This is a genomic window from Streptomyces sp. NPDC019531 (genome assembly GCF_044903305.1).
Classification (GTDB): Bacteria; Actinomycetota; Actinomycetes; order Streptomycetales; family Streptomycetaceae; genus Streptomyces.
On record NZ_JBJDQL010000023.1, the window covers coordinates 47,186 to 73,782 of the forward strand.

Consider the following 26,597-nt stretch of genomic DNA (forward strand, 5'->3'; position numbering starts at 1 on the left):
TCCGTCCCGGGAGCCCTGTTGACCGCCACCTACCGCCAGCCCGGCCTCCTCCTCACCGACCACCGCTTCACCGTCCCCCTCGACCACGCCGACCCGGCGGGGGAGACGATCGAGCTCTACGCACGAGCGGCCGTCGCGAGTGACAAGGCGGGCCAGAACCTTCCGTGGCTGGTCTATCTCCAGGGCGGCCCGGGTTTTGGGGCGAACCGTTTCGTCGGCAAGGGAGCCTGGTTCGGCCGGGCCCTCAAGGAGTTCCGCGTCCTCCTCCTCGACCAGCGCGGCACCGGCCACTCCAGCCCCGCCAACCGCCAGACGCTCCCGCTGAGTGGCGGCCCCGCCGCACAGGCCGACTACCTGACCCACTTCCGCGCCGACTCGATCGTCCGGGACTGCGAGGCGATCCGCGCCCAGGTCACCGGCGGAGCCCCCTGGACCGTCCTCGGCCAGAGCTTCGGCGGCTTCTGCGTGACGACCTACCTGTCCATCGCCCCCGAGGGCCTTGCCGCCGCCCTCGTCACCGGCGGCCTGCCGTCCCTCGACGCGCACGCCGACGACGTCTACCGGGCCGCCTACCCCCGCGTGGAGCGCAAGGTCACCGCGCACTACGCCCGTTATCCGCAGGACGTCGAGCGGGCCCGCCGTATCGCCGACCACCTGCTCACCCACGACGTGAGGCTGCCGAACGGCTACCGGCTGACCGTCGAGGCCTTCCAGTCCCTCGGCATCCTCCTCGGCGGCGGCGAGGGCAGCCACCGCCTGCACTACCTCCTGGAGCACGCCTTCGTCCGCGCGGCTCAGGGCCCGGAGCTCTCCGACGCCTTCCAGGAAGAGGTCCAGGGCCTCCTCTCGTACGCGCCCCACCCGCTCTACGCCCTCGTCCACGAGGCGATCTACGGCCAGGACCCACGGCCCACCGCCTGGTCGGCCGAACGTGTGCGCGCCCAGTTCCCGCAGTTCGACGCGGCCAAGACGCTCGCCGGCGACGAGCCGCTGCTGTTCACCGGCGAGTCCGTCCACCCCTGGATGTTCGACTGCGATCCGGCTCTGCGTCCGCTGCGCGAGACCGCCGAGCACCTCGCCGCCCGCACCGACTGGCGGCCCCTGTACGACCCGGCCCGGCTGGCCGCCAACGAGGTTCCGGTCGCCGCCGCCGTCTACCACGACGACATGTACGTCGACACCGCCCACTCGCTGCAGACGGCCCGCGCGATCCGCGGTCTGCGCACCTGGGTGACGGACGAGTTCGAGCACGACGGCGTCCGCGCCGGCGGCCCCCGCGTCCTGGACCGGCTGCTCGCCCTCGCCCGCGACGAGGTCTGACGACGACGGCCCGGACAGCCGGTGATCGACGACATGCCTCACCTCTGAATCCGGCAGAGACATGTCCATCTCGCGCACAGACAGGTCAGCGGCACATCCCGGTCTGGAGATCGACATAACCTCCTCGATGCGTGCGCTCGCGTCAGGCCACTAGGTTCGGCAGGCCGTTAGGCTGGACGCTGATGCAAGAACAAATGATCGACCTGCGCGGCGACTGCGAGCGGTGCTTCGGACTGTGCTGTGTCGCCCTGCCCTTCGCCGCCTCCGCGGACTTCGCCCTCGACAAGCCGGCCGGCACCCCCTGCCCGAACCTCCGGGACGACCACCGGTGCGGAATCCACGCGAAACTGCGGGCCGAGGGCTTCACCGGATGCACGGTCTACGACTGCTTCGGCGCCGGCCAGAAGGTCTCGCAGATCACCTTCGGCGGCCGCGACTGGCGTACCGGCCCGCGCGCGGACGCCCACCGGATGTTCGACGTCTTCCCGGTCGTCCGTCAGCTCCACGAACTGCTCTGGTACCTCACCGAGGCACTCACCCTGCCTGCTGCTCGCCCGGTCCACGCCGACCTGCGCCGCATGCTGGAGCGGACCGAGGCGCTCACCCAGGGGACCGCCGACGAGCTCACCGCGCTGGACGTGTCCGTGCACCGGCAGGAGGTCAACGTGCTCCTGCTGCGGACCAGCGACCTGGTGCGGGCCGGCAGCAGGGGCAGGAAGAAGGGCCGCAGGAACGCCGACCTGATGGGCGCCCGCCTCAAGGGTGCCGACCTGCGCGGAGTCAGTCTCCGCGGCGCCTACCTCATCGCGGCCGACCTCACCGGCGCCGACCTGCGCGGCGCGGATCTGATCGGCGCCGACCTGCGTGACGCTGACCTCACGGACGCGGACCTGACCGGCGCGTTCTTCCTCACCCAGCCCCAGCTGAACGCGGCCCGGGGCAGTTCCGGCACCAGGCTGCCGGACTCAGTCAGCCGCCCGGTGCACTGGACAGCGGGGCTCTGAGGAGGTCGGGGCCTCGTCGGGCTCCGACGAGGGGATGGCCGTAGCGCCCCCACCTTGGTAGGCGATGTCGGCCGCGTTGCGTTCCGCGGCCTGCCGTAGAAGAGCGGGAAACGGAACGGAGTTGAGCCGCTGCGCGTAGGTCAGCGTGCCCACCATCGCGGTCACGAAGGGATGCGGCCGCGCCCGCTCGAAGGAACCGCGCACTGCTGGGTGTCCTCAGGCCCTGACCGGAATTCGCACGTCCGTCACCCGTCCCGAGGTTGGTTTCATCGCGGATCTTCGATAGGTTAGGCAAGGCTTACCTAAGGAGGCAATGGATGGGTGACAGCCAAACCTGGACGGCCGCGCCTTCCGCGGCGGAACACGCCCGGTCGGTGCTCGCCGCCTCGTGGTCCTGTGCGGTGACCGCGGAGGGCGGCCGCGAGGAGTTCGTCGGCGCGCACAGCGTGGCCGAGGACGGGCGGGTGACGCTGGACGTGCCCGAGGACAGCACCCTGCTCACGGCCGCGATCTGCGCGCCCCGCGGTGAGCCGTCCGCCGTCCTGGAGTTCGCCGACGTGGCACCCGTCCCGGTGCGCAACCGGATCCGCGCCCGGCTGTGGATCGCCGGCTGGTTCGTCCCCGGGGACGGGGAGCGACGGCTGGGGTTCAAGGCCACGCGCGTGGTGCTGCGTCGCCCGTCCGGTGCCGTGGTTGTCGACCTCGACGAGTTCGCGGCCGCCGTACCCGACCCGTTGGTCACGGCCGAGGCCCGGCTGCTGACCCACCTCGCCGACTGCCACCCCGACGCGGTCGAGCGGCTCACCCGGCTCGTCGACCCCGACAGCCTGCACGGCGCGGTCCGCGTGCAGCCTCTCGCGGTCGACCGGCACGGGCTGACACTGCGCATCGAGCGCGCCAGCGCCCACGGCGACGTACGCCTTCCCTTCCACGCGCCCGCCGACGACGTCGCTCGGCTCACCGAGCGCATGCACGTCCTGCTGACCCAGGCGAGCGCCGCGTCCTGCCCGCGCGCCCTACAGCGGCAGCGCACAGACGGCGACGGGTGACGCGAACGGCTCGCCGGCGAGCCGCAGTTCACCGCTCGCCGTGTCCACGTGGAAGACGCTGACGGTGCCGGACTTCTGGTTCGCCGCGAAGAGCAGTGTCCCGTCCGGCGAGAAGGCGATCTGGCGCGGGAAGTCACCGGCCACCGGCACCGTGTCGAGCAGCCGGAGCCGGGCGCCGTCCGCCTCCACCGCGTAACGCGTGAGGCTGTTGTGGCCGCGGTTGGCGAGGTACGCGTAGTTGCCGTTCGCGGTGACCAGGAACTGCGCCGGGTAGTTGGTGCCCGACCCCGTTCCCGTGGACTGCGCCGCCCCGACGGAGAGACGGCCGGTCTTCCGGTCGTAGGTGCAGACCGCCGCCGTGTTGTCGACCTCGTTGGCCAGGTAGGCGTACCGGCCGCCGGGGTGGAAGGTGAGGTGGCGCGGTCCGGCACCCGCCCGGGTGGACGCCCGCGAGACCTCCGTGAGTGCTCCGGTCCGCTCGTTGAGGCGGTAGCTGTAGACGGTGTCCGTGCCCAGGTCGACGGCGAGCACATGGCCGCCGTCGGGGCTGGTGAGGAACTGGTGGGCGTGCGGACCCTCCTGGCCGGGACCGGGCGCCGGACTGGAGTGCGTGACCGACTCTTTGCGCTCACCGAGCGCGCCCGAGGCGGCGATCGGATGCACGGCCACGCTGCCGGAGCCGTAGTTCGCGCTGAGCAGCCAGCGCCCGCTCGGATGCACCGACAGATGACACGGCCCCGCCCCGCCGGTGCTCCGGCTCCCCAGGATCTTGCGGTCGGACAGGCGTACGGCGGTCACCGCCCCGGCGTCCTGCTCGGCGACCGCGTACAGCGTCCGGCCGTCCGGGTGCACGGCGAGATACGACGGGTTGGGGACGCCGGTGAGCGTTCCGGTGCCTTTGATACGGCCACTTTCGGCGTCGTAGGTGGCCAGGCCGATGCCGGTGCCGCCGCCCTCGACGGAGGTGTAGGTGCCGAGACAGAGGGGTCGGCGGCCGCTCGGGGCCGTAGCGGACGGCGTTGTCGAGGGGCGGCTCGGTGAGGGACTCCCTGAGACGCTGCCGGCGGAGTCGCCGGAAGCCTCCCGGGCCGCCGGCTCCGACGAGGACCCCGGTGACGACGAGCAGCCCGCGGCCGAGGCCGCACCCAGGAGAACGCCGACGAATCGGCGCCTGCTCCAGCCGCCGTTCGCACTGCCCATCCCTGCGCACCCCGGGTGATCGTTCGTCTCGGTCCTGAACAGCCACCTTCACCCGGATCACTCACCGGGTGCAACCCGGGCACCGCCCGGCCGCTACCAGTCGCCGTCCTGCACCGGCTTGCCCGGCGTGTCTCCCAACGGTTTGACCTGGTGCGACGTGGGCTCCTGCCAGGGCTCGTGGTCGTCCCCGAGCCAGTCCCCGACCGGCTTCACGCCCTCCAGCGCGTCCGTCGGGGCGAGATCCTCGGCGTCCTGGTCGTAGTAGTCGTACCAGGGCAGCCCCGCCCGGGTGTACGAGTCGCGGTCCACGGGCGACGGCGGGGGAGTCTCGCCGGTGATGCGGCGCCACTCGGGAGGCGTCACCAGGTGCACGAAGACCCGCCCGGCCGGGGTGTCGGCCCAGTCGGACAGGGGCCGATCGTCCCGGTAGACCTCCTGGCGCATCGAGCCGCCCACACCGAGTCCCATCGCGGGAGCGCTGCGAGGTGCCGCCGCCGGGGCGGCAGGTGCCGCCATCGCCATGGGCATGGAGGCACCGTAGGTCATGGCAGGCCCGCTCACCGACCGCAGCCGTCGCTGTGCCTCCCGCCACTCGGCCAGCCGCTCCTCTACCAGCGGGAACGACTGCAGTTGTACGCCGCCCCAGACCTCCTCGCCCGTGACCTGCCCCTCGACGGTCGCGCCCAGCCCCAGCGGCACCGCCACGAACTGGCGGACCGTGCCCTTCCCGGAGTTGATGCCATCCAGCCACGGCTGCCGGGGCAGGACCACGTAGTTCTGCGGGTCACGGGCGAGCCGGTCGCTCCAGGGCTTCCCGGAGACCGCGCACACCTTGCCCACTGCGACCTGGAGGGCGGCCGGCTCGGTGGTGCCTCCGAAGCTCAGCCACATCGCCTCCCGCAGATACACCGGCAGCATCACCCCGCCCCGGGCCCGCCACTGCTCCGGCACGGTGTCCGGGTAGTCGGAGATCCGGCGCACCGGGAACTCGCCGAGCCCCGGCGGCAGCGGATGCGTGCCCGACTCGGGCAGCCGCAGGGTGCGGACGAAGCGCACCGCCGCACCGCCCGGCAGTCGCAGTGTGTTCCCGTCGATCCGCACGCTCGTGTCGGTCATCGGCCGCCCCCTTGATCGCTGTGCGCCTGCCTCACCTTGGCCGTGCGCCTGCCTCACCCAGAACGACGGGCGAGCGCCGACCGGTTCCTGCGCCACTGTTCCTGGAGCCGGGTCAGATGCGGCATCCGCTCGCGCTGCTCGCGGGCGGCCCGGTCCAGTTCCTCCAGGAGACGGCGCGAGCGGTGCTCGGTGTCCAGCTCGTCGAGTATGCGGTTGACCTCGGTGAGGACCGCGCCGTGCAGCTGCCAGTGCCGGGAGTCGCGCTGGATCTCCTCCAGCAGCAGCTGGGCCAGTTTGTCCCGGGTCGCCGTGGCCTGGCGCAGCTCGGCGGTGAGCCGGGCCTCCGCCGACTCGGCGCTCTCACTGACATGGGTGGTGACCAGGACGGCGAAGCTGACCACGGCGTCGCCGATCTCGGACAGCAGCCGCTCCACCGCGCGCCCGGTCTCGGGCCCGAACAGGGGCTCGGGAGCCTGTCCCTCGTCGATCAGATCAGGTTCCTCCGCGAAGGGGTCGCGCTCCTTCGCGAGGTCGGTGAGGGTACGGGCGAGGACCCGCAGCACGACCGTGCAGATCTCCAGGGTGTCCAGGCCGGTGCGCAGCACCACCCGGTGCAGCAGGCCCTCCTTCACCCTCGGGTTGAGCTTGAGGCTGTCCTCGGCCTGCTTGAGGGCCGCGTCCACCTCGACGATGTCGTGGTCGAGCTCGCGCGCCTCGTACAGCCGGGCCGTCGCGAGCTCCACGGGCGTACGGCCCACCGCTTCCTCGCCCATCCGCAGCATCAGCTTCCGCACCCGGCGGGCCAGCCCCTCGATCGACTCGCCCGCCTCGTCCACCCACACCGGAGGGGCGAGCAGCAGATTGCAGGCGAGGCCCACGACCGCGCCGATCAGCGTCTCCACGACCCGCGCCCAGGCCGTGTCCCCGACGGTCGTCACCCCGAGCACCAGCATCGCGCTGATCGCCACCTCGGGCACGAACTCCTCGACCCGCACCAGTCGCCCGACCACCAGCGACGCAACGATCAGCAGGGCCAGGCTCCACCAGGTCAGACCGACCAGCAGGCTGAAGGCGATGGCGACGAGAACGCCGGTCACGACCGAGTTCACCCGGCGGATGCCGGTGGTGAGCGTGGAGTAGAGAGTCACCTGCACGACCAGCAGCGCGGTCAGGGGTGCGGTGAGCGGCGCCGCCTCGGGGCTGAGCCGCAGCGCGATGACGTACGCGACGGTCGCCGCGGTCGCCGACCGCAGCGTCTGCACGACCACGGGGTCCCGGCGCAGCCTCACAGACCGGACCAGGGGCGCCGTCCATCCACGTACATCTCGCATGCTCAGGTCTGTTCCCGTTCCACAGAAGCGTCCACACATCCCTACATCCCTACATCCCTACATCCCTTGCGGACGATACCGGTCCGCAAGGCTGCCCAGATTGTTGGCCCAGGCCGGTCGGCGGCAAGGGGCGGCAGCAGTGACAGCGGACACCACGCCCCTTCGCGCGGGGATCGTGCCGGCGGTAGGCCAGGAACTCGCCAAATCGGGTGCGGGCGGCGTCGTCGGCGGGTGATCATCCAGTGAGTCGTGGATGAGGAGGCGCCGGTGAGTCCGGTCGGGTCGGCGCGAGCGCGGGCGGCGTTGAGTCATGTGGCGGCCGTGTCGGCGGGGCCGGCCGTCGCCCCGGACGTGCGCATCACGCTGAACTTCCACCCGGACCGCCTGGCACGCGGCCTGCCCCTGCTGGAGGCGCTCGCCCAGGACGGCGTCTACCACTCGCAGTTCGTCACCGGCACGAGCAACGGCGGGCTGACCGCCCACCCCGGCGGCGACCGCCTGCGCTGGGAGAGCCGGATCTTCGGCGGCGCCTACGACGACGCCGCCCCGCACGACCGGCCCGTGTACGGCGCGTTGAACTTCCGTCGTCAAGTGGTGGGCGCGGCCCCGCGGTTCGGCTCTTCGCACTTCCGGCTGACCGGCGAGCCCCTCGCCCGCGCCACCTTCTGCTATCCCGACAGCGCCGCCGAGCCGGTCCACTTCGGTGTCGCGGCCGGTATGTCCCTGATCGCCCTCGCGGAGGCCGACGACCAGGACGCCCTCGACGACTACATCGAGGCCCACGTGCACGGTGGGGTCGACCTGGCCCGCCATGTGGAGGCGCTCGTCCTGGACGCGAGCTACCGGGACACCCCCGTCGAAGCGGCGGCACACCTGCTGCCCGTCCCCGTCGAGTGGCACCCCGGCTACCGGATCGGCGTCGCGGAACTGCACCGCCACGCCGACTACCGCGGACAGCAGTACGCCGACCTGGGCGCGAGCATCGCCGAGGACGGACTGGTCGACCCGCGGATCATCGGCGACGCCGCCCGCACGGGCCGGTACGAACTCCAGGACCTCAAGAAGGTGTGGCACACCCTGGCCCGCTTCGGGGCCCCGGAAGGCGCGGGCACCGCTTGTCCGGGGGGCCGGACACCGGTCGTCAGTAAGCCCGTCGCGTAGGCCCGCGCGACCAGTTCCGTACGGTTCGCGGCACCCCACCCCACCGCGCCGACAGCCGCCGCAGGTGGTAGTTGACCCCGTCCACCGTCAGCCCTGTCTCCCGGGCGGCGTGGGCCATGGTGGCGCCTCCCGCGAGCAGCGCCAGGATGCGGCCCTCGACCGGCGCGACCCGGACGGGCTCGGCGGGGGAGTGCTCGCGCTCGCCTCCCACCCGGAGCATCACCAGCAGCGAGGGCGTCTCCTCGGCCGAGTCGCTCACCGGGTCCGCCGTCAGCTCCCCGAACCGCTCCGCGCCTCCCGGTGCCCGCCAGCACACCGACACCTGGTAGCGCGACCGGTTGCGCAGCCGCAGTGCCGCCGCGATCCGCTCGACCTGGGTGGTCTCCTGCGGCCGGAACAACTCCAGCACGTCCCTGCCCCGCAGCCGTCCCGGCGTCGTACCGCACTCGGTCGCCATCGCCGGATTGGCCGGCAGGACGGCGCCGTACACATCGCACACCGCGACCCGCACCGAGACCCGGTCGAAGAGCATCAGGGCACGGTTGCGCCAGACCACCGCCTCGGGGCGGGACCAGTCCACCAGGTGGGCGTGCCTGCATCGGTTCCGATCCTGGTGGTGGTCTTGGCAGTGTTCTGCTTCTCCTTGCCGGAGACGAACGCCTTGCGGCCGGCTCGGCCGGCCTGGGGGCGGCGAACCTGGGTCTCGGTGTCGTCGATGCGCAGTTCGACGCCTTCGGCCTGGGCATGGGCGAAGAGGTCGGCCAGGGTGCGCAGCCGGAGGCTGGGCGCCGGTCGGGAACGGCGAAGCCCCGAGCGGCGAGCAACGGGCGGATCTCTGGGATGGCGGGTGAAGTTGGGCCGAGTCACGCCGTACAGCTCGGCCAGTGCCGCGTGCGGTAGCTGCAGGCGCAGATGGACCAGGGTGACCAGGACCGGTCGGTGAAGACCAGCTTGTGGTTCGGCCCAGCTCCGGCGGCCCGTTGCGCTCGCCGCCACGTCGCTTGCACAGCGTCGGCTCACACCGTGCCAGCCAGCGATCGGTCAACTCCTCGATCAAAATGCTGGGACGTGCACGATCAAGGCCGCAGAAGGCAGGATGGGACAAGGGCGCACGGCTCGGTAATCGTCACAACATCACCAATCCGTGCGGTCCATCTCACGTCACGATTCGCTGGCCGCCCGCGCGGCGTAGGACTTGGCGACCAGCTCCTCCACGAGCGCGCTCTTCGCTGCCGAGTAGGCTGCCCTGCCCTCGCTGTCGGCAGGAAACCGCTGCGCCAGGGCCACCTTTAACCCGCTGTAGCGCCGGACTGCATCGGGCCGCTGACGCAGGTAATCACGGAGTAGGACGTGATCAAGGTGGGGCTTTGAGCCTGCGACCACGCCGTAGAGATGATGCGCGGGAACCGCAGGCGGGGCTTGGAAAGCTTCCCGTCCCGGAATCCCCAGATCGCCTTCGTGCCGATAGCCCTGCCCGGTGAGTCGGGAAATCAACTCGGGTATGACGGCCTCCTCGGACACCACGATGTCGAGGTCGATGATTGGTTTCGCGGCGCACCCGGGAACAGCCGTACTGCCGACATGCTCGATGGACACAGCAAGATCCGCGACGTGAGGTGCCAGCAGCTGCCGCAGGTCCTCGAACCGCTCGGGCCATCGGGAGTCGTAGTCACTGACCACGATCATGCGAGTCATGTCAGCAGTCTGCAGGACCGCCAGGGACCATCGAATCCCTCGAAGAGGATCAACGCCGCCTGGAGATAGGCCTTGAGCGTCGGATCCGTGACTCCTCCAAGAGCTTGATCGCCTGACCGGCGTCCCGCTCGATCTTCATGTCCTGCCGGAGCGACTGCGTCTGCGACTCCATATGCTTCAGCGCCAGATCCGCCCGCCGGTGAAACCTGGTGCCGATGACCGTCATCACGAGACCCGCCACGCTCGCGGTGACGGAGGCGTACCGGTCCCCGGCACTCTCGGCCTTGAAGATCGCCATGCCGACGCCGGAGATCAGCACCAGGCCGCCCAGAACCGAGCAGATCAGGCTGACGCTGAAACTCCGGCGAACTGCGCTCCGCCGAGGCGGTCTGGGTGGTGCGGAGGCGGCCCGCCTTCAGTGCCGTCCCCGAAGGCGGCTTCGTGCAGCACCGCATCGCCGCCGACGCCGACAGGTCTGGGGACTTCTGCGGGCAGGCGCCCGTGTGTATGTGTGCGGAGACGGATCACGCATGGCTCCCGGCGTGCGGGACGCGTTCCGTACCCTGTTTCGGGAGCGCACCCCGGACGCCGACGACACGGCCGCCGAGCGGTGGCTGGACGGGCTGGTGCGGGACGGGCGTTACGTCGAGGACGTGTACGCCGCGGGGTGACGGAAGGGGCGGGACCTTGGTGGACTCCTGGGAATGGGCTCGACGGGTGCTGGAAGGCGCGGGCCTCGACCCCGACCGGCTCGCCGGGGTACGACCGCTGAGCGGAGGCACCTACAACACCGTAGAGGAGCTCCGTCTCACCGACGGCACCCGTTACGTCCTCAAGGTGCCGCCCGCGTCCACCGTCCCCGGCCTGCGCTACGAACGTGAACTGCTGGTCTCCGAGGCGGAGTTCTACCGCGCGGCCGCCGTGGCCGACGTCACGGCGCCGCATGTCGTGGCCGTCGGCGACGACACCGCCGTACCGCATCTGCTGATGACGGCGTGTCCCGGCGAGCCCTGGGACGGGTCGGTCACCGAAGCCGAACGGCCGCCGTTGCGCAGGGAGTTGGGCCGCCAGGTGGCCCGACTGCACACAGTGACCGGGCCGGGCTTCGGCTATCCCTCCGGCGCCCTCGGCCCGCTCGCCCCCGACTGGCGGACCGCCTTCACGGCCATGATCGAGGCCATCCTGGACGACGCCCTGGACTACGGGGCCAGGCTGCCCCGATCCGTCGACCAGGTGGCGGGCACCCTCCAGGCCGGCTTCCCAGCACTCGACGAGATCACCGTCCCCGCACTGGTCCACTTCGACCTGTGGGACGGAAACATCCTCCTGGACCGCCCGACGGACGGAGAACTCCGCATCGGCGGACTCATTGACGGGGAGCGGATGTTCTGGGGCGACCCCCTCGCCGACTTCGTCTCCCTGGCGCTGCTCGGGGACATCAAGAACGACGAGGCGTTCCTCGCGGGTTACCAGGAGGCGGGCGGCCGGGTCGAGTTCGATGTCCCGGCCCGCCTGCGACTGGCCCTCTACCGCGCCTATCTCTACCTGATCATGCTCACCGAGACGGTCCCGCGGGCGGTCGACAGTGACAAGGAACGCTGGGTCCAGGCGGTGGTGGCCCCCGAACTCGTCGCCGCCCTGGACGAGATCGAGGCTCTCGCTCGGGTCGCCGGAGCCTGAACTCCCTTGAACGGACGCACAGTACGCGACCTGAGACGCGCGGCTCGCTCAGCAACGTCGTCGCCGACCTGGTGGCCGACGGCCTGGTGGAGGAAGCCGGGAGCGTCGACTCCGACGGCGGACGCCCCCGCACCCTGCTGCGGGTGGCGCCCGGCAGCGGCCACCTGATCGGCGTCGACGTCGGCGAGACCCGGGTGCGCATCGGGCTGTTCGACCTGACCCTCACCGACCTCGCCCGCGCCGAACGTCCGTTGACCCAGCGGTACTACGACGTCGAGGTCATCGTCGGACACCTCCGCGACGGCGTCGCCGAGGTGCTCGCCACCGCCGGGACCGACCCCGGGCTGCTGCTCGGCGTCGGTATCGCCGTGCCCGGCATCGTGGCGCACACCCCGGAGAACGGCGCTGTCGTGCACGGCCAGACCATCGGCTGGGACGCCGTCCCGCTGGAGGAACTGCTGCGCACCGGCTCCACGCTCCCCGTAACCGTCCGGTACTCCATCGACAACGGCGCCAAGGCCCTCGGTCAGGCCGAGATGTGGTGCGGTGGCGGACGCGGCGCGCGCAGCGCAGTCGTGGTCCTCTTCGGCTCCGGCGTCGGCGCCTGTCTGGTCAAGCCCGAGATGGAGCACGGCCGGGCGGTGGAATGGGGCATCTGACCGTACGGGTCGGGGGGCGCCGCTGCCGCTGCGGTGCCGTCGGCTGCCTGGAGGCCTACGTGGGCGCCGAGTCGCTGCTGGAACGCCGGCGAGAGGAGGGCGGCCGTCCGCCCGGGGGCGCCGACGAGGAGACCGCGCTGGCCGCCATGCTCGCCGCCGCCCACCCGGCCGACGGCACCCCGGCCGACCCGATGGCGTCGGCTGTCCTGGAGGAGACCGCCGAGTACCTGGGCGCGGCGCGGGCCTGTCCGACCTGATCGACCTCTTCCAGCCCGAGCGGATCATCGTCGGCGGGCAGCAACCGGGCTCCAGCTGGGCGCCCGGTTCCTGCCCGCCGTACGACCTCATGCGACGGCGTACGCACTCCGGTACCCGGCCGGGAAGGCCACCGTCGAGCTCGGCGGTCTCGGCCCCGACGCCGTCACCGTCGGGGCCGGCCGCCCTCCCGCTCGCCGACTTCTTAGCTCGCGGCGGCCGACGCCTTGAAACCACTCCCGAAGGTCCCGCTCCGGCCTGGCGGACCGCCCTGGCGGAGTGCGCCCCGTACTGACGTTTCGCCGACCTGCGCCAAGGTACTCGCGCTCCCGCCGAGAAAAAGGGAGGACGCCGTGGACCACCGACTCGAAGGACCCGGCGAGAACGGTGACCCCGTCCCGCGGGATCTGCCGGACCAGCAGGCAGGCGAGGGCGAGGACCCCTGGGAGCTCGACAACGGGCCGGGAGGCCCGGGGGAGGACACGCCCGGCTCCGACGAGCCCGAGGACGTTCCCGACACCGACGAGGCGGGGACGAGCAGGCAGGGAGCACCGCGATCGGACACCGTGCACCCCGAGCACCCCGGAGCCGAGGAGTCCTCCGGCTGACCCGCGGGCGGGCCTCAGCCGACCTTGCGGCCCTTCATCGGCTCCGTCGGCGCCCCCGCGCCCTGCCGCATCCCGTGCAGGAACTCCTCAAGCACCTCGGTCGCCGTGTGCTCCGGGTGCCAGCCGAGTTCCGTACGCGCGCGCGTGCAGTCCATCAGGGGCAGCCGCAGGACCGCGTCGAACAGGTGTGGGGACGCGGGCAGCAGATGCAGGCCCCACGCGGCCGCGATCGCCGAACGGGCCGCCGTACGCGGCAGCCGCACCGGACGGGCGTCGAGCATCCCGGCCAGCAGCTCAGCGTCGACCGCCGGCTCGCCCGCCAGGTTGAAGGCGCCCTGGACGTCCGAGCGCACCGCCAGCGCATAGGCCTGGGCGGCGTCGTCGGTGTGCAGGGCCTGGACGCGCAGTCCGGGAATGTCGGGCAGGAGAGGCAGCAGCTCGGGCCGGGCCAGCTGACCGGGCAGGAAACGGCCGCCGAAGATTCGGCGCTGCTCACTCGCCGACTCCCGCTTGAAGAGGAACGCCGGACGCATCCGTACGACCCGGACGGTCGGGTGGTCGCGCTCGAAGGTGTCCAGGGCGCGCTCCAGATACGCCTTCTCCCGGCAGTACGCGGCGTCCGGCCAGCCGTGTGTCGGCCACGACTCGTCCACCGCGTGTTCCTTCGGACCCGGAGAGTAGGCGCCCACCGACGACGCGTGCACCAGCGCCGGTACCTTGGCCGCCGCGACCGCCTCGAACACCTTGATCGACCCGAGGACGTTGGTGCGCCAGGTCGCCGCCGGGTCGTGCGTCGGCTGGAACGCCCACGCCAGATGCACCACCGCGTCGGCGCCCGCGAACTCCTCGACGAGATCGGTCTGTTCCGATGCCAGGTCGACCGCGGACCACTCCGTCTTGGCGGGCGACCAGTCCGGGATCCGCCGGGCCAGGCCCCGTACGGAGCCGACCTCCGGATCCTCCGAGAGAAGGCGCACCACGCTGGTTCCCACGTTGCCGGTGGCGCCCGTGACCACGATTTTGCTGCCGGTTGAAGTGCTCACCTTCGGCTCCTTCGGGCCGCTGGGGCGGGGAACCGCCCGAGTACCCGTCCCTCCGCGATACACGCGGTGCACGGCCCGCTCTCCGGCCACGAGATGATCACCCCATGAGCGAGATCATCCTGATGTCCGACGCCCGTGTCGCCGCCGTGCCGGTGGCGGAGAACGGGGAACCCCTCGTGGACGTCCGCGGACACCTCCACGTCGACGACCGCAAGCACGAGGACTCCCTCGGGGCCGAGGTCCATCTGCGCCGGGGCGTCCTCGACCGGCTGCTCGCGGCCGAGGCACTGCTGCCCGACGGCCTGCGCCTGCTCTTCGTCGAGGGATACCGTCCGCCGGCCCTCCAGCGGCACTACTTCGAGAAGTACGCCGACGAGCTGCGCGCCGCCCACCCGGACTGGTCCGCCGACCGGATCCGCACGGCCGCCAGCCGCTACGTCTCCCCGCCCGAGATAGCCCCGCACAGCGCCGGCGCGGCCGTCGACCTCACCCTCGTGGACGCCGACGCCCGCGAACTCGACCTGGGCACGGCCATGAACGCCAGCCCGGAGGAGAGCGACGGCGCCTGCTACACGGGCGCCGGCAACATCACCGAGGAGGCCAAGGCCAACCGGGCCGTGCTGGGTGAGGCGCTGAGCGCGGCGGGCCTGGTCAACTACCCGACCGAGTGGTGGCACTGGTCGTACGGTGACCGCTACTGGGCGCTGGAGACCGGCGCGCCCGCCGCACTGTACGGACCCAGGGAACTCGTCAGGGCCCGGTGACGCCGGTTCAGGCGAACGCGTTCACGCCCGTGAGCTCCGCCGACAGTGTCCACAGCCGGGCCGCCTGCTCCGGGTCGGTCGCCCAGGCCCTGACGCCGCTGCTCTCGTCGCCGTCGACGGCGGGCTCGGCGATGTCGCAGTCCTCCAGATAGACCCCGCCCATCCCGGCCAGCTGGGGCGAGGTCGCCGCCCACACCTGGGTGGCCGCACCCTGCTCCGGGCTCTTGAAACCCGATGGGTTGAGCACGTTGCCCTGCTCGTCGATCCAGCCGCGCTCCACCATCTCCGCCTTGGGAAGGTGGCGCTGCAGCGGGGTGAGGATGCCGCCCGGGTGCAGCGAGAAGGCCCGCACACCGCGGTCGGCGCCGAGCTTGTCGAGGTGTACGGCGAACAGGACGTTCGCCGTCTTCGCCTGGCCGTACGCCTGCCACTTGTCGTAGCCGGTCCGCCAGTGGACGTCGTCCCAGCGCATGCCGGAGAAGTGGTGGGCGCGCGAGGACACCGACACCACCCGGGTGCCGCCGGGCTCGATGGCCGGCCACAGCCGGTTGACCAGGGCGAAGTGACCGAGGTGGTTGGTCGCGAACTGCGCCTCCCAGCCGGGCCCGACCCGGGTCTCGGGGCAGGCCATGATCCCGGCGTTGTCGATGACGAGGTCGACCGTGCGGCCGGAGGCGAGGAAGCGCTCGGCGAAGGCGCGCACGCTGTCCAGGTCGCCGAGGTCGAGCGTGTCCAGTTCGACACCGGCGAGACCGGCCAGGGCCTCCTTCGCGGTGTCGGGACGCCGGGCGGGGACGACGACCCGGGCGCCGGCCCTGGTGAGTGCCTTGGTGGTCTCCAGGCCGAGCCCGGAGTAGCCGCCGGTGACGATCGCGAGCTTGCCGGACAGGTCGACCCCCGTGAGGACGTCGTCGGCGGTGCTGTGGGCGCCGAACCCCGAACCGATCTTGTGCTGTGCAGTGCTCATGACGGGAACGCTACGAATTGGAGTGCTCTCGAAGTCAAGCCGCGCCTGAAGACCGGAACCCCCGGAGCATGAGGAAGCCCCGACCGGACGGGGGAATCACGGTCGGGGCGGTCGAGTGGTGGGTATCCACACACCCACAGTTCGTTCAACGGCCAACCACCCTGTGGTGTTCCACCGTTTGGGCCGGTTTCGGGTGAGCTGGGTCACCCCGACCGACCGGTCGGAACGGTCTCGCTCCACAGGTTCTCGGCCTGGAGCAACAGGGTTCCCAGGACCGTCGTGCCGTCGGCTCCCTGCCCCGCGTGCTCCCGCAGCCCGTCCTGGAGCTGCTCGCGCAGCTCCCGCATCGCCGTCTCGGTCCGGTGGTCCGGGTGCCGGTCTCCGCCGGACGCCCGCAGCCGGTCGCTCTCCGCGTGGCAGGCGTCGCCGATCAGCTCCAGGAGCCGGGCGTACGAGTCCAGCACCGGTCCGGTGGGCGCGGCCGGGGCGCGGTCCTCGTCGGCCGCGACTGCCAGGGCCCGGGTGAGTGCGCGGATGTGCCCGGTGACGCGGCTCCAGCGCTCGTCGTCCCGTTCCGGCGGCGTCGGTGCGGGAGGCCGCCGTACGGCATGCAGAGGGGCGGCGGTCAGCCGCAGGCTCTCCCGGCTCCACCCGCGGGCCGAGCGCAGCGCCTCCAGCCGGTCCTCCAGCCGGGACGAGGCATGTGACCAGCCCTGCGTGTCCCACTCGCCGTCCCGCAGGTCACCGGCCACGGAGTGCAGGACGTCACCCGTCTCCCGGGCCAGCGCCGCGAGGTTCTCCCGGACGTCCCGCAGATGGATCGGCGGCAGCACGAAGGCGTTCACGGCGAGACCGATGACGGCGCCGAGCGCGGCCTGTCCCACCCGGTGACCGACGGAGGACGGGCCAGCGGCGCCCGTCGCCAGCGTGAACAGCGCTGTGGTGGCGCCGTAGATGCCCTGGTCGCCGAAGCGCGGCCAGTTCGCAAGCAACATGAGCAGCGGTACCGACAGCGCCACCGCGCCCAGGGTGTTCCCGGTGACGGCCAGCGCCATCGACGCGAGCAGTGCCCCGGCGCAGATCGCCGTGAACTGCCGGGCGGCCTGCATCAGGGAGCTGTACACGGTGGCCTGCACCAGCACCACCGCGACCCAGGGCGCCATCAGGGCCATCGGATCGCCCATCCACACGCCCGCCACGAGCCAGGCGAGGATCGCGGCCGCCGAGGCCTTGAGCGACTGCACGAGCAGATCACGTTCCCGCCCGGGCCCACGCCAGGCGGCCCGGGCGGCCCGGCCGACGGCCCGGGCTTCGTGCCGCAGGGCATGCGTCGGCCGAGACCGTGGCCGTACGCCTTCCGTCACACGAGTCATCCCGCGGTCCCGGTACGTCACGCCAGGGGACTGTCCGCCAGGGATGCCAACAGCTGGGCCGGATCGGCGTAGATCGCGTGCGCGCCCGCCTCCTCCAGGTCGGTGCGGGGGATGCCGCCGCACAGGACACCGACGCAGCGGACGCCGGCGCGGGTGCCGGCCCGCATGTCCCAGACGGTGTCGCCGACGAAGACCGCGCGCTCGGCGGGCACCCCGGCCAGCTCCAGGGCGTGCTCGACGGGCTCGGGGGCGGGCTTGCCCTCCTCGACGTCGTCGGCGCTCGCGGTGGCCACGATCGCGTCGTCCGCGGCGATCGCCCGGCGCAGCGCGGACAGTTCCGCGCCGCCCGCCGAGGTGGCGAGGACCACCCGCCAGCCGTCGTGGTCGAGCCGCCGCAGCAGCCGCCCGGCGTCCTGGAACGCGGGCAGCCGGTCGAAGTACTGCCCGTACAGGGCCTTGTGGGCGGCGCTCAGCTCGGCGTCCCGGTCCTTGTCGCGGTCCTCGCCGAGGAGATGGGCGACGAGGTCGTCGGAGCCGAGCCCGACGGCCCGGTGGACGGCGTGCATCGGCACCCGGTGCCCGGCCTGCCGCAGCGCCTCCCACCAGGTCGTCACATGCAGATGGTTGGTGTCCACCAGAGTGCCGTCGACGTCGAACACCGCCGCCCGTTCCATGAACCGCCCCTTTCCTGTCGTGCCGTCCCGGGTACCACGTCAGACGCCCGCCACTCGGGACGGCACCCGGCCCTCCCGGGACCACGCCAGCAGCTCATCCAGACCCCACGTGGTCACGATCCGCTCGGCCGGCACCCCGCACTCCTGCGCCCGGGCGCACCCGAGGACCTGCCAGTCGAGCTGACCGGGCGCGTGCGCGTCGGTGTCGACGGAGAACAGCACGCCCGCCGCCACGGCCTTGCGCAGCAGTCGGCGCGGCGGGTCCAGCCGCTCGGGACGGCTGTTGATCTCCACGGCCGTGTCCGACTCGGCACACGCGGCGAACACCTCGTCCGCGTCGAACTCCGACTCGGGCCGCCCCCGCCCGGTCACCAGGCGTCCCGTGCAGTGCCCGAGGACGTTGGCGTGCGGATCGCGTACGGCGGCCACCATGCGCCGGGTCATCGAGCGGGCGTCCATGCGGAGCTTGGAGTGCACGGACACCACCACGACGTCCAAGCGCTCCAGGAGTTCCGGCTCCTGGTCGAGGGAGCCGTCGTCGAGGATGTCGCACTCGATGCCGGTGAGCAGGCGGAAGGGCGCCCAGGTCTCGTTGAGCTCCGCCACCACGTCCAGCTGCCGCCGCAGCCGTTCCGGGGACAGGCCCCGGGCGACCGTCAGACGGGGCGAGTGGTCGGTCAGCGCCGCCCACTCGTGGCCGAGCGCCGCCGCGGTCCGGCCCATCTCCTCGATCGGGCTGCCGCCGTCCGACCAGTCGGAGTGCAGATGACAGTCGCCCCGCAGCAGCGCCCGCAGCTTCTCGCCGCCCCGGGCCCGCGGCGCGGCAGGCTCGCCCTCCAGCTTCTCCAGATAGCCGGGCACCCCTCCGGCCAGCGCCTCGCGTACCACTTGGGCCGTCTTCGGGCCGATGCCCTTCAGCGACTCCAACGAGCCCGACTCCGCCCGCTCGCGCACCTCGTCCGCGGGGAGCCCGGTCAGCACCCGGGCCGCCGTACGGAAGGCACGGACGCGGTACGTCGGTGCCAGGGACCGCTCCAGCAGGAAGGCGATCCGCTCCAGGGCTTCGACGGGATCCATCGCCACCTCCTCCTCCAGAGTTCCCCAGGCTCCCGGGGGCCGCACGACGGGGGAGCGGTATGTCCGGGTACACGGTCGGGTACGGCGTTCACCCGCCGGACGTCCCTCAGAGCCGGATGTCCCACAGATGTCCGTCGGGCACGTCGCCGGGGGAGGCCGAGATGCCCGCCCCCACCGCACCCCGCAGCAAGGCGGCCGTGATCACCGGCGCGTCCTGGAGCGACGCCGACGGCAAGCTCCGGATGGGCCCGCGGACGGGCTCGCGTCCCCGGGCGACGAGTGGCGGGGCCTTGAGCAGCCAAGCACGAGCACGAGCGGGAGGCCGCCCGTGCACTGCCCGCGCGCCGCGAGCGGGTCGCCGAGGACCTCACGGACCGGGGACCGAGCCGCACCCGAGTCACGGCCTGCGCGGTGCGCCTGCTCGACCTCGGCTTCCTGCGGATCGGCAGCGACCGCCACACCCGCGAGATGCCGAGACGGTCAGCGCCCTCGTCGACGACGCCCTGGCCGTCGTACGAGCGCCCAAGCGCCGCAGGCACGGCGGGGACCGGCTGTTCGAGTGCCTGGCACGATCTGCACGGCGGCGACCTGAACGAGGCGCTGCGCAGGCTGTCCGGCACCCGACATCGTGTGCCGGGCCTCGTAGACCGATCCGCGGGTCTTCGGGTTGTTCGAGCAGGGGGAGACCGTCGCCCCGTGCTCACCCAGCTGGGCGAACACGGGGACTTCCGGTGTCCCGGCGCCGGTGGCGCACGCCTCTCGCTCCCGCGGGATGCGCTCTACGCTCTATCCATGACCGAAATCGCGAGCCCTTACATGGCCAACCCACGGATCTTGGTGCTCGGGGTCCAGCCGGGCACGCCGCCGTTCCGGATCGTGGAGATCGACGGTGAGGTGGTCGGTGAGGCGAAGACCGTCACCGACGTCCTGGAGGCGGCCGCCGCCTTCGGCATCACGGTCCACGACCTGGACGACCCGGACGTGGTCCGCTGGGTGGGCGGCGACAAGTTCACCTGGCACCGGCACTGAGCCGCCCGCACCCGGGGACTTCGACCCACCGGCTCAGCCGACCGTCCACTTCTGGTTGGCGCCGCCCGTGCAGGTCCACAGCTGGAGCCGGGTGCCGTTGGCCGAGCTGTTGCCGGTCACGTCGAGGCACTTGTCGGCCTGCGGGTTGACGATGTCCCGCGCACCCGTGACGGCCCACCGCTGGGCAGCACTGCCGTTGCAGTCGTAGAGCTGGACGGCCGTACCGTCCGCGGTACCACCGCCCGTCACGTCCAGGCACTTGCCGAGCGCGCGGATCGTGCCGTCCGCGCCGACGGTCCACTGCTGGGCCGCGGAGCCGTTGCAGTCGTAGAGCTGTACGGCCGTCCCGTTCGCGGGGTTCGCCCCGGCGACGTCCACGCACTTGCCGGCCAGGCCCCGGATCGCCGCCCCCGTCGCCGAGTCACCGGTGGTCACCGACACGCTGTCCACCACGAGTTGCTGCGGGAAGGCGGTGGAGCCGTCCGGGTCGCCGGGCCAGTAGCCGCCGACCGCGAGGTTGAGGATCAGGAAGAACGGCTTGTTGAACACCCAGGTCCTTCCGCCCAGGTCGGCCGGGGTGCGCCGCTGGTAGACGTTCCCGTCCACGGACCAGGTGATCGAGTCGGGAGCCCAGTCGACGGCGAAGGTGTGGAACGCGTCCGCGAAGGCCTGGCCGTTCGGCAGGGAGTAACCGGCACCGATACTGCCCGTGCCGGAGTAGCCGGGGCCGTGGATCGTGCCGTGCACGGTGGAGGGCTCGAAGCCGACGTTCTCCATGACGTCGATCTCGCCCGAGTCCGGCCAGTTGACCGGGGTGCCGAGCATCCAGAACGCCGGCCACATGCCCTGCCCGCGCGGGATCTTCATCCGGGCCTCGACGTGCCCGTACTGCGCGGTGAACTTTCCGGAGGTGTTCAGCCGGGCCGACGTGTACTGGCAGGTGCCGTACCAGCACTGGTAGTTCGCGGGGTTCTCGCGCCGGGCCGTGATCACGAGATGGCCCTGACCGTCGAGGGCGGCGTTCTTGTTGCCCGACGTGTAGTACTGCCGCTCGTGGTTGTTGACGTTGTCGCCGGTCTCGATCTGCCACTTGGAGGCGTCGACCGCGGCCCCGGCGGGCCCGTCGAAGGAGTCCGAGAAGGTCACCGCGGCGGCGATCGCGGGCGGATCGGCGTGTGCGGTGCCGGAGGCGAGGAGGACGGAGGACAGGGCTGCGAGGAGGCATCTGCGCAGTAGGCGTGAGGCGGCCACGGCTCTTCCTTCGAGGTGGGGGGTGAAGGTGTCGCCTCTTGATTTAAGGAGTGAGCGAAGGGGTCGTCAATACTTTGGTACAGACCTGAAGTTGAGCGAAGTCCCGAGTCCTTACGACTTCTTGGCCGGCTTGGCGGCCGGCTTCTTGTGCACCGCCCGGCTCAGCCGCCTTCCCAGCAGCAGATAGCCGATCAGGGCGCCGGTCGTGTTGAGGATGACGTCGTCGATGTCGAAGGCCCGCCCCTCCACCAGCGCTCCCTGTGCGAACTCGACCAGCAGCATCACCACTGCCGTCAGCAGCAGGATTCGCAGCAGCCCACGGGTCCTGGGGGCCAGGATCGGCACCAGGATGCCGAACGGCACCCCCAGCAGGATGTTCCCGCCGATCTGCTTGAAGGCGTCCCGCATCTCGGGCTGGTCCAGATAGGCCTTGAGGGAGCTGCCGGGTTGCAGGTTGGTATGGGTCAGTTCCACCGACGCGGGCGAGGGCTCCAGGGTCAGCCGGGCCAGGACGACGGCGAACGCCACCATGAACGCGAACGCGAACACCATCGCCACGAAACGGACGACGAGGGAGAGCGGACTGCGCCGGGGGCGGGCGGGTTTCGCCGCGCGCTCGGCCTTGGCGGTGCCGGTGTCTGACCCCGCTCGCGAACGTGAGGGCGCCCAGGCCATTAGGTTCTCCACTCTTCAACTTCCCAGTGTCGTAAGGCGATTACCCCTCAACGGCCCGGCAATGCCGCCGCGTCCCAACCAGCCCCCGGTTTCCCTTCGTACGGTCGGGGCACTCCGGGCTGAGAACCGCGCGCGTCGCCACCGCACGCCCCCGGAACGGTGTTTGGATGGCGCGCGACGGACACGACCGACGGCCGAAACCGCGAGGAGGTGGCGCATGAACCCGCGTCCGACCCTCCTCACCGCGGCCGAACTCCTCGCCTGGTGGGCCGCGCTCGCCCTGCTCTGGCTCGTGCTCATCAGCACCGTGGACACCCTGGAGCTCGCGGTCGGCGCGGCCGTCGCCGGCCTCGGCGCCCTAGCCGCCCGTGCCGCCCGGCGGGCGGTGACCGGCCGGTGAACGGCTGGATCCTCGCGGCGACGGTCACCCTCGGTGGGGGAGTGGGAGCCACCGTCCAGGGCGTCGCCACCGGCCCGCTGCGCCGCCGGGTCGTGGCCCAGAACCTGTGCACCGCGTTCGCCTGCCCCGCCCTCCTGCTCCTCTCGCAGGGCTACGACCGTCCCTCCTACGTCGATCTCGCCCTGGTCCTGGCCCTGCTGGGCCCGGTCGGCACGCTCGTCTTCGCCCGGCTGCTCGCCGATGAACTGGCCGACGACCCGCCCAGCGCCTGGGGCCTCACCTACGCGGCCGCCGCGGTCGGCGCGGTGGTCGTCGCGGCGCTGTGCGTGGCGACCGGACCGAGCCGGGCGATGGCCAAACTCCTGGTCGTCGGAGCCCTGTTGATCGGCGGGAACATCGTCGCCTCGCGCGCCCTGTCCGGCGGATTCCCGGAGGCCGGCCGTGGCTGACGCGGTGATCGTCGTCGCGCTGCTCCTGGTCGCCGTCTCCGCGACGGCGGCGGTGGCCGTCCGCGACCCCGTGCGCCAGGCCCTCGTCCTGTCCGTGCTCGGCGTGGTCCTCGCGGTCCTGTTCACCGTGCTCCAGGCCCCGGACGTGGCCCTGTCCCAGCTGGCGGTGGGCTCCGCCCTCACGCCGCTGTTGCTGCTGCTCGCGGTCCACAAGGTCAGGCGGCGCGGGCGGAAGGAAGGACCCCGCCGGTGAGCCGACGCGTCCGGCTGTGGCTCGTGGCGGTGGGCGGCGCGGGCCTGGCCGCCCTGTTCGCCGCCGCCGCGCTCGACCTGCCCGCCTTCGGCGGCGACCGCCACCCGTACGGTGACCGGGCCGTCCACGCGTCCCTGGCCCGGCACACCGCCAACGCCATCGCCTCCGTCAACTTCGACCAGCGCGCCTTCGACACCCTCGGCGAGCTGACCATCCTCTTCGCGGCCGTCATCGGCTGCGGAATCCTGCTGCGGCAGACCCACGACGAGCACCGCGCCCGCCCCGCACCCGAGCAAGTCGCCCGCCCGGTCCGCCGCTACGCCCTCCTCGTACTCCCGGTCGCCCTGCTCACCGGCCTCTACGTGATCGCCCACGGCCAGCTCAGCCCCGGCGGCGGTTTCCAGGGCGGGGTCGTGGCCGCGACCTCCCTGCACCTGCTCTACCTCGGGGCCGACTACCGCGCCCTGGAGCGCGTCCGGCCGGTCGACCTCTACGAGGTGGGCGACGCGATCGCCGTCTCCGCCTATGTCGTCACCGGCCTCGCCTGTCTGATCGGCGGCTCGGCCTTCCTCGCCAACACGATCCTGCCGTACGGCACCTTCAACACGCTGTCCTCCGGTGGCACCGTCCCCCTGCTGAACGCGGCCGTCGGCATGGAGGTCGCCTGCGCGGTCGTCGTCCTGCTCGCCCGCTTCCTGGACCAGGCCGTCGAGATCGAAGAGGAGAACGGGAAGTGATGGACGTCCTTCCGTACCTGGTCGCCGGCTGGGTCTTCCTGGCCGGCTGCTACGGCCTCGCCACCAGCCGCGACCTGATCCACGCCGTGGGCTGTCTGTCCGTCTGCCAGGCCGGCACCTACGTCCTGCTGCTGGCCGTCGGCTATCGCGACGACGCCACCGCACCCGTCTTCTCCGACCTGAAACCCGGCTCGCGCCCGGTCGTCGACCCCGTCGTGCAGGCACTGACCCTGACCGACGTCGTCGTCGGCGCCACGGTCACCGCCCTGCTGCTCGCCCTCGTCGTGCAGATCTCCAAACGGCACGGCACCGTCGACCCCGACGAACTCTCCGAGCTGCGCGGCTGATGGACGAACTGCTGCCCCTGCTGGTCGCCGTACCCCTGCTCGGCGCCGCCCTGCTGGTCGCCGGCGGCCGTCTGGTGCCCCGGCCCGTGGCCGAAACCGTGGGCTGCGCGGTCTCCGCGGGTACCGCCGCCCTCGCGCTCGTCCTCCTGCTGAACTCCTCCCCGCCCTTCCTGGAGTGGGCCGGCGGCTGGACGCCCGTGAACGGACACGGCGTCGGCATCGTCCTCATCGGGGACGGCCCGGGCCTCGGCATGGCCACGCTGGCCTCCCTGATGACCCTGGCGGCGCTGGCGTACTCCTGGCACTACTTCGACGAACCGCCGCGCGGTCACGCCGGATCCTTCCCCGCGCTCCTGCTGCTCTTCCAGGGCGGCATGTGCGGGTTCGCGATCGCGGGCGACCTGTTCAACGCGTTCGTGTGGTTCGAGCTGATGAGCGTCGTGGCGTACGCCCTCACCGGCCATCGGGTCGAGGAGGCCAGGGCGGTGCAGGGCGCGCTGACCTTCGGGGTCGTCACCTCGCTCGGCGCCTACGCCATGCTCATGGGCATCGGGCTGCTGTACGCGCGCACCGGAGAGCTGGGCATGCACCCGATCGGCCGGGGACTGGACGCGCATGGACGGCCCGACGCCCTGGTCCTGGCCGCGTTCGTCCTGGTCATGACCGGGCTGCTGGTCAAGGCGGCCGCCGTCCCCTTCCACTTCTGGCTGCCGGACGCGCACGCCGTCGCCCCCACTCCGGTGTGCATGCTGCTGTCGGGCGTCATGGTCGAGCTCGGCACCTACGGCGTCTGGCGCGTGTACGGCACCGTCTTCGCCGGACCCGGCGGGGTCCCGGCCCCGGAGTTCGAACGGGCCCTGGTGACGCTGGGCGCCGTGACCGCCGTGATCGGCGCGGTGATGTGCTGGTACCAGCGGCACATCAAACGGCTGCTGGCCTACTCGACGGTCGCCCACACCGGGCTCTTCCTCATCGGCATCGGCGTCCTGAAACCCGAGGCCGACGACGGGATCGCCCTGTACATCCTCGGCCACGCCGGAGTGAAGGCGGCTCTGTTCGCCTGCACCGGCATCCTCCTCGACCGCTACGGCAGCGTCGACGAACCCGCGCTGCACGGCAGGGCCCGCGAACTGAAGGGCGTCGCCGTGCTGTTCACCCTGGGAGCCCTGGGCCTCGCGGGACTCCCGCCCTTCGGCACGGCACTCGGCAAGTCCGTCGCCGAGGAGGCTGTAGGAGGCCCGCTCACCGTCCTGTACGTGGCCGCGTCCGCCGTGACCGCCGCAGCGGTCCTGCGGGTCGCCGCCCGGGTGTTCCTGGGACTTGGCCCGAGGCCCGAGGCCGGCGCCGGGTACGAGACGACCGGCTCCGGCGAGCGGCCCGAGACCCGGCACCGGCTCAGCCGGATCCCGGACACCATGACGGCGGTGCCCGCCGTGCTGCTCGCCGGGGCCCTCGCCGTCGGCGTGGCCCCCGGCTTCGCCGAGGTGGTGGCCCGTTCCGTGAACGAGACCGGATCAGCGGGCGTGTCCGCCTCCGCCCACTGGACCTCGACCGGCGTCCTGCTGGGTCTGCTCTCGACGCTGCTGGCCGCGGCACTCGCCTTCCTCGCCGTCACCCGCCCGAAGCCGTTCGCCGCACCGGACTGGGCGCTGCCGCTACGGCGCCTGCAGTCCGGGCACGTCGGCGACTATGTGGCGTGGGTACTGGTCGGCACCACCGTGCTCGGTGCCCTCACCCTGCCGGGCATGACCGGCGGCTGATCAGGTGCCGTAGGTGACCTCGACCTTCTTGAAGCCGAGCGAACTCAGCAGACCTTTGAGCATGTTGGTGGTGTTGGTCTCCGCCCGCTTGGTCAGCTCGCTGTCCTTCGCCGCCTCGGTGATGTGCTTGACCGCGAGTTTCTGCACGGCCTGTTCACTGTTGGGGTTGTCCGAGAAGAGATCGCCGAGCCGGTCGAGCAGACCGCGCTGCTTGGAGACCGCGTAGGAGCGGTCGGCGTCCAGCGTGGCCCTGCCCAGCTGGGCGTGCGGGAGGTGGAGAGTGGCGGCCGTGCGGTCCTCGTTGACCGTCACGTCGTTCTTGGCGACCTTGCCGAGATCGACATAGGCGTCGACGGCGCCCGCCCCGACGTACAGGGTCCGGGAGCCGCGGATCGCGTCGGGCAGGTACTTGGTGTCCTTCTCCAGGTCCACGACGACCTGGAAATTGCCGGAGGCGGCGTCGTAACGGCTGATGTCCTGGATGGACTCCAGAAGTGCGGGACCCGAACGGTCATGGGTCTCCGTGCCGAACAGGTCCTTGAGGCCAGGGATCACACTGAGCCGGATACCGGCGAAGAACACCACGAGCACCACCACGACGGCGGTCAGTATCTTCGCCCAGCCGGGCATGCGCCTGGACACGCGCCTGATGGGAGTCGTCATGCGACGGCCCTCCTTCCTACTGCACGGATGCCCAGGGATGACCCCCAAAAGCCCTGC

29 protein-coding genes and 3 pseudogenes are annotated in these 26,597 nt (G+C 71.8%); 16 read left to right on the top strand and 16 right to left on the bottom strand.

Translation table 11 applies throughout. From position 1 onward, the window contains the following. The first annotated feature begins 18 nt into the window (after nucleotides 1-18). The 3 genes from ACI2L1_RS25080 (at nucleotide 19) to ACI2L1_RS25090 (ending at nucleotide 3,373) form a co-directional block, all read left to right on the top strand. Entirely contained in the window at nucleotides 19-1,320 is a 1,302-nt protein-coding gene (locus ACI2L1_RS25080; RefSeq protein WP_404741595.1) for an alpha/beta fold hydrolase, read from the top strand. Between the two features lie 182 nt (nucleotides 1,321-1,502). Beyond that, nucleotides 1,503-2,324, top strand: a complete 822-nt coding sequence (locus tag ACI2L1_RS25085) for a pentapeptide repeat-containing protein (protein WP_404741596.1) — start codon at nucleotides 1,503-1,505, stop codon at nucleotides 2,322-2,324. A 317-nt stretch (nucleotides 2,325-2,641) separates the two neighbouring features. Further along, nucleotides 2,642-3,373 (top strand): DUF2470 domain-containing protein, encoded by a 732-nt coding sequence (locus ACI2L1_RS25090; protein WP_404741597.1) that lies wholly within the window; start codon nucleotides 2,642-2,644, stop codon nucleotides 3,371-3,373. Here ACI2L1_RS25090 and ACI2L1_RS25095 read toward each other — a convergent pair. The 3 genes from ACI2L1_RS25095 to ACI2L1_RS25105 form a co-directional block, all read right to left on the bottom strand. Then, nucleotides 3,341-4,573: a lactonase family protein gene (locus ACI2L1_RS25095; RefSeq protein WP_404741598.1), complete on the bottom strand. Its 1,233-nt coding sequence runs from the start codon at nucleotides 4,571-4,573 to the stop codon at nucleotides 3,341-3,343. The genes ACI2L1_RS25090 and ACI2L1_RS25095 overlap by 33 nt on opposite strands. Before the next feature lie 93 nt (nucleotides 4,574-4,666). Next, on the bottom strand, nucleotides 4,667-5,689 hold the full coding sequence (locus ACI2L1_RS25100) for a hypothetical protein (protein ID WP_404741599.1): 1,023 nt from the start codon (nucleotides 5,687-5,689) through the stop codon (nucleotides 4,667-4,669). 53 nt (nucleotides 5,690-5,742) lie between these two features. Continuing rightward, on the bottom strand, nucleotides 5,743-7,020 hold the full coding sequence (locus ACI2L1_RS25105) for an aromatic acid exporter family protein (RefSeq protein WP_404741600.1): 1,278 nt from the start codon (nucleotides 7,018-7,020) through the stop codon (nucleotides 5,743-5,745). Between the two features lie 267 nt (nucleotides 7,021-7,287). On the opposite strand from ACI2L1_RS25105, the gene ACI2L1_RS25110 reads away from it, so the two are divergent. After that, nucleotides 7,288-8,181: a DUF3626 domain-containing protein gene (locus tag ACI2L1_RS25110; protein ID WP_404741601.1), complete on the top strand. Its 894-nt coding sequence runs from the start codon at nucleotides 7,288-7,290 to the stop codon at nucleotides 8,179-8,181. Here the strand turns inward: ACI2L1_RS25110 and ACI2L1_RS25115 are convergent. The 4 genes and pseudogenes from ACI2L1_RS25115 to ACI2L1_RS25130 all read right to left on the bottom strand — a co-directional run. Then, nucleotides 8,142-8,713: pseudogene (locus ACI2L1_RS25115) on the bottom strand (helix-turn-helix transcriptional regulator); the annotation flags it as partial. The gene ACI2L1_RS25110 and the pseudogene ACI2L1_RS25115 sit on opposite strands and share 40 nt — an antisense overlap. After that, nucleotides 8,713-9,177 (bottom strand): hypothetical protein, encoded by a 465-nt coding sequence (locus tag ACI2L1_RS25120; protein ID WP_404741602.1) that lies wholly within the window; start codon nucleotides 9,175-9,177, stop codon nucleotides 8,713-8,715. The gene ACI2L1_RS25120 and the pseudogene ACI2L1_RS25115, both read right to left, overlap by 1 nt. 165 nt (nucleotides 9,178-9,342) lie before the next feature. Continuing rightward, nucleotides 9,343-9,876, bottom strand: coding sequence for a GrpB family protein (locus ACI2L1_RS25125; RefSeq protein WP_404741603.1), 534 nt, complete (start codon nucleotides 9,874-9,876; stop codon nucleotides 9,343-9,345). Nucleotides 9,877-9,925: 49 nt separating this feature from the next. Next, entirely contained in the window at nucleotides 9,926-10,195 is a 270-nt protein-coding gene (locus ACI2L1_RS25130) for a hypothetical protein (protein ID WP_404741604.1), read from the bottom strand. Between the two features lie 38 nt (nucleotides 10,196-10,233). Between ACI2L1_RS25130 and ACI2L1_RS25135 the strand changes: the two are divergent. The 4 genes and pseudogenes from ACI2L1_RS25135 to ACI2L1_RS25150 form a co-directional block, all read left to right on the top strand. Then, nucleotides 10,234-10,547 (top strand): annotated as a pseudogene (locus ACI2L1_RS25135) (hypothetical protein); the annotation flags it as partial. 16 nt (nucleotides 10,548-10,563) lie between these two features. Beyond that, entirely contained in the window at nucleotides 10,564-11,556 is a 993-nt protein-coding gene (locus ACI2L1_RS25140; RefSeq protein WP_404741605.1) for a phosphotransferase family protein, read from the top strand. Next, nucleotides 11,553-12,765 (top strand): annotated as a pseudogene (locus ACI2L1_RS25145) (ROK family protein). Before ACI2L1_RS25140 ends, ACI2L1_RS25145 begins: the two are co-directional and overlap by 4 nt. 58 nt (nucleotides 12,766-12,823) lie before the next feature. Next, entirely contained in the window at nucleotides 12,824-13,078 is a 255-nt protein-coding gene (locus tag ACI2L1_RS25150) for a hypothetical protein (protein WP_404741606.1), read from the top strand. Between the two features lie 14 nt (nucleotides 13,079-13,092). On the opposite strand, the gene ACI2L1_RS25155 is transcribed toward ACI2L1_RS25150, so the two are convergent. Beyond that, nucleotides 13,093-14,121 (bottom strand): SDR family oxidoreductase, encoded by a 1,029-nt coding sequence (locus ACI2L1_RS25155; RefSeq protein ID WP_404741607.1) that lies wholly within the window; start codon nucleotides 14,119-14,121, stop codon nucleotides 13,093-13,095. A 104-nt stretch (nucleotides 14,122-14,225) separates the two neighbouring features. On the opposite strand from ACI2L1_RS25155, the gene ACI2L1_RS25160 reads away from it, so the two are divergent. Beyond that, entirely contained in the window at nucleotides 14,226-14,885 is a 660-nt protein-coding gene (locus ACI2L1_RS25160) for a M15 family metallopeptidase (RefSeq protein ID WP_404741608.1), read from the top strand. Between the two features lie 7 nt (nucleotides 14,886-14,892). Here the strand turns inward: ACI2L1_RS25160 and ACI2L1_RS25165 are convergent, their stop codons facing one another. The 5 genes from ACI2L1_RS25165 to ACI2L1_RS25185 all read right to left on the bottom strand — a co-directional run bounded on the left by ACI2L1_RS25165 (nucleotide 14,893) and on the right by ACI2L1_RS25185 (nucleotide 19,211). Beyond that, nucleotides 14,893-15,852, bottom strand: coding sequence for an SDR family NAD(P)-dependent oxidoreductase (locus ACI2L1_RS25165; RefSeq protein WP_404741609.1), 960 nt, complete (start codon nucleotides 15,850-15,852; stop codon nucleotides 14,893-14,895). A 203-nt stretch (nucleotides 15,853-16,055) separates the two neighbouring features. Beyond that, the gene (locus tag ACI2L1_RS25170; RefSeq protein WP_404741610.1) at nucleotides 16,056-17,225 is read right to left on the bottom strand and encodes an aromatic acid exporter family protein; all 1,170 of its coding nucleotides are present in this window, start codon (nucleotides 17,223-17,225) and stop codon (nucleotides 16,056-16,058) included. Nucleotides 17,226-17,242: 17 nt separating this feature from the next. Continuing rightward, nucleotides 17,243-17,899: an HAD family hydrolase gene (locus ACI2L1_RS25175; protein ID WP_404741611.1), complete on the bottom strand. Its 657-nt coding sequence runs from the start codon at nucleotides 17,897-17,899 to the stop codon at nucleotides 17,243-17,245. A gap of 39 nt (nucleotides 17,900-17,938) precedes the next feature. After that, nucleotides 17,939-18,976, bottom strand: coding sequence for a PHP domain-containing protein (locus ACI2L1_RS25180; protein ID WP_404741612.1), 1,038 nt, complete (start codon nucleotides 18,974-18,976; stop codon nucleotides 17,939-17,941). A 106-nt stretch (nucleotides 18,977-19,082) separates the two neighbouring features. Beyond that, nucleotides 19,083-19,211: a hypothetical protein gene (locus tag ACI2L1_RS25185; protein WP_404741613.1), complete on the bottom strand. Its 129-nt coding sequence runs from the start codon at nucleotides 19,209-19,211 to the stop codon at nucleotides 19,083-19,085. 557 nt (nucleotides 19,212-19,768) lie between these two features. Here ACI2L1_RS25185 and ACI2L1_RS25190 point away from each other — a divergent pair. Beyond that, a complete protein-coding gene (locus tag ACI2L1_RS25190) occupies nucleotides 19,769-20,005 on the top strand; it encodes a hypothetical protein (protein ID WP_404741614.1) in 237 nt (78 codons plus the stop codon). Nucleotides 20,006-20,038: 33 nt separating this feature from the next. Here ACI2L1_RS25190 and ACI2L1_RS25195 read toward each other — a convergent pair whose 3' ends face one another. After that, on the bottom strand, nucleotides 20,039-21,256 hold the full coding sequence (locus ACI2L1_RS25195) for a ricin-type beta-trefoil lectin domain protein (protein WP_404741615.1): 1,218 nt from the start codon (nucleotides 21,254-21,256) through the stop codon (nucleotides 20,039-20,041). Between the two features lie 111 nt (nucleotides 21,257-21,367). Then, nucleotides 21,368-21,931, bottom strand: coding sequence for a VanZ family protein (locus ACI2L1_RS25200; RefSeq protein WP_404741616.1), 564 nt, complete (start codon nucleotides 21,929-21,931; stop codon nucleotides 21,368-21,370). Between the two features lie 217 nt (nucleotides 21,932-22,148). Between ACI2L1_RS25200 and ACI2L1_RS25205 the strand changes: the two genes are divergently transcribed. The 6 genes from ACI2L1_RS25205 to ACI2L1_RS25230 are packed head-to-tail and all read left to right on the top strand — an operon-like array spanning nucleotide 22,149 to nucleotide 25,877. Beyond that, nucleotides 22,149-22,331 carry a hypothetical protein gene (locus ACI2L1_RS25205; RefSeq protein ID WP_404741617.1) on the top strand — a complete coding sequence of 61 codons (183 nt, stop codon included), beginning with the start codon at nucleotides 22,149-22,151 and terminating at the stop codon, nucleotides 22,329-22,331. Next, complete coding sequence (locus ACI2L1_RS25210) at nucleotides 22,328-22,780, top strand: monovalent cation/H+ antiporter complex subunit F (protein WP_404741618.1); 453 nt, start codon at nucleotides 22,328-22,330, stop codon at nucleotides 22,778-22,780. The genes ACI2L1_RS25205 and ACI2L1_RS25210 overlap by 4 nt, the downstream gene beginning before the upstream one ends. Beyond that, nucleotides 22,773-23,033, top strand: a complete 261-nt coding sequence (locus ACI2L1_RS25215) for a hydrogenase subunit MbhD domain-containing protein (RefSeq protein WP_404741619.1) — start codon at nucleotides 22,773-22,775, stop codon at nucleotides 23,031-23,033. Before ACI2L1_RS25210 ends, ACI2L1_RS25215 begins: the two co-directional genes overlap by 8 nt. Continuing rightward, nucleotides 23,030-23,770 carry an MnhB domain-containing protein gene (locus tag ACI2L1_RS25220; protein ID WP_404741620.1) on the top strand — a complete coding sequence of 247 codons (741 nt, stop codon included), beginning with the start codon at nucleotides 23,030-23,032 and terminating at the stop codon, nucleotides 23,768-23,770. The genes ACI2L1_RS25215 and ACI2L1_RS25220 overlap by 4 nt, the downstream gene beginning before the upstream one ends. Then, nucleotides 23,770-24,117, top strand: coding sequence for a sodium:proton antiporter (locus ACI2L1_RS25225; RefSeq protein WP_404741621.1), 348 nt, complete (start codon nucleotides 23,770-23,772; stop codon nucleotides 24,115-24,117). Before ACI2L1_RS25220 ends, ACI2L1_RS25225 begins: the two co-directional genes overlap by 1 nt. Further along, entirely contained in the window at nucleotides 24,117-25,877 is a 1,761-nt protein-coding gene (locus ACI2L1_RS25230; RefSeq protein ID WP_404741622.1) for a complex I subunit 5 family protein, read from the top strand. Before ACI2L1_RS25225 ends, ACI2L1_RS25230 begins: the two co-directional genes overlap by 1 nt. Here the strand turns inward: ACI2L1_RS25230 and ACI2L1_RS25235 are convergent, their stop codons facing one another. Beyond that, complete coding sequence (locus ACI2L1_RS25235) at nucleotides 25,878-26,540, bottom strand: DUF4230 domain-containing protein (RefSeq protein WP_404741623.1); 663 nt, start codon at nucleotides 26,538-26,540, stop codon at nucleotides 25,878-25,880. Nucleotides 26,541-26,597: the final 57 nt, after the last annotated feature.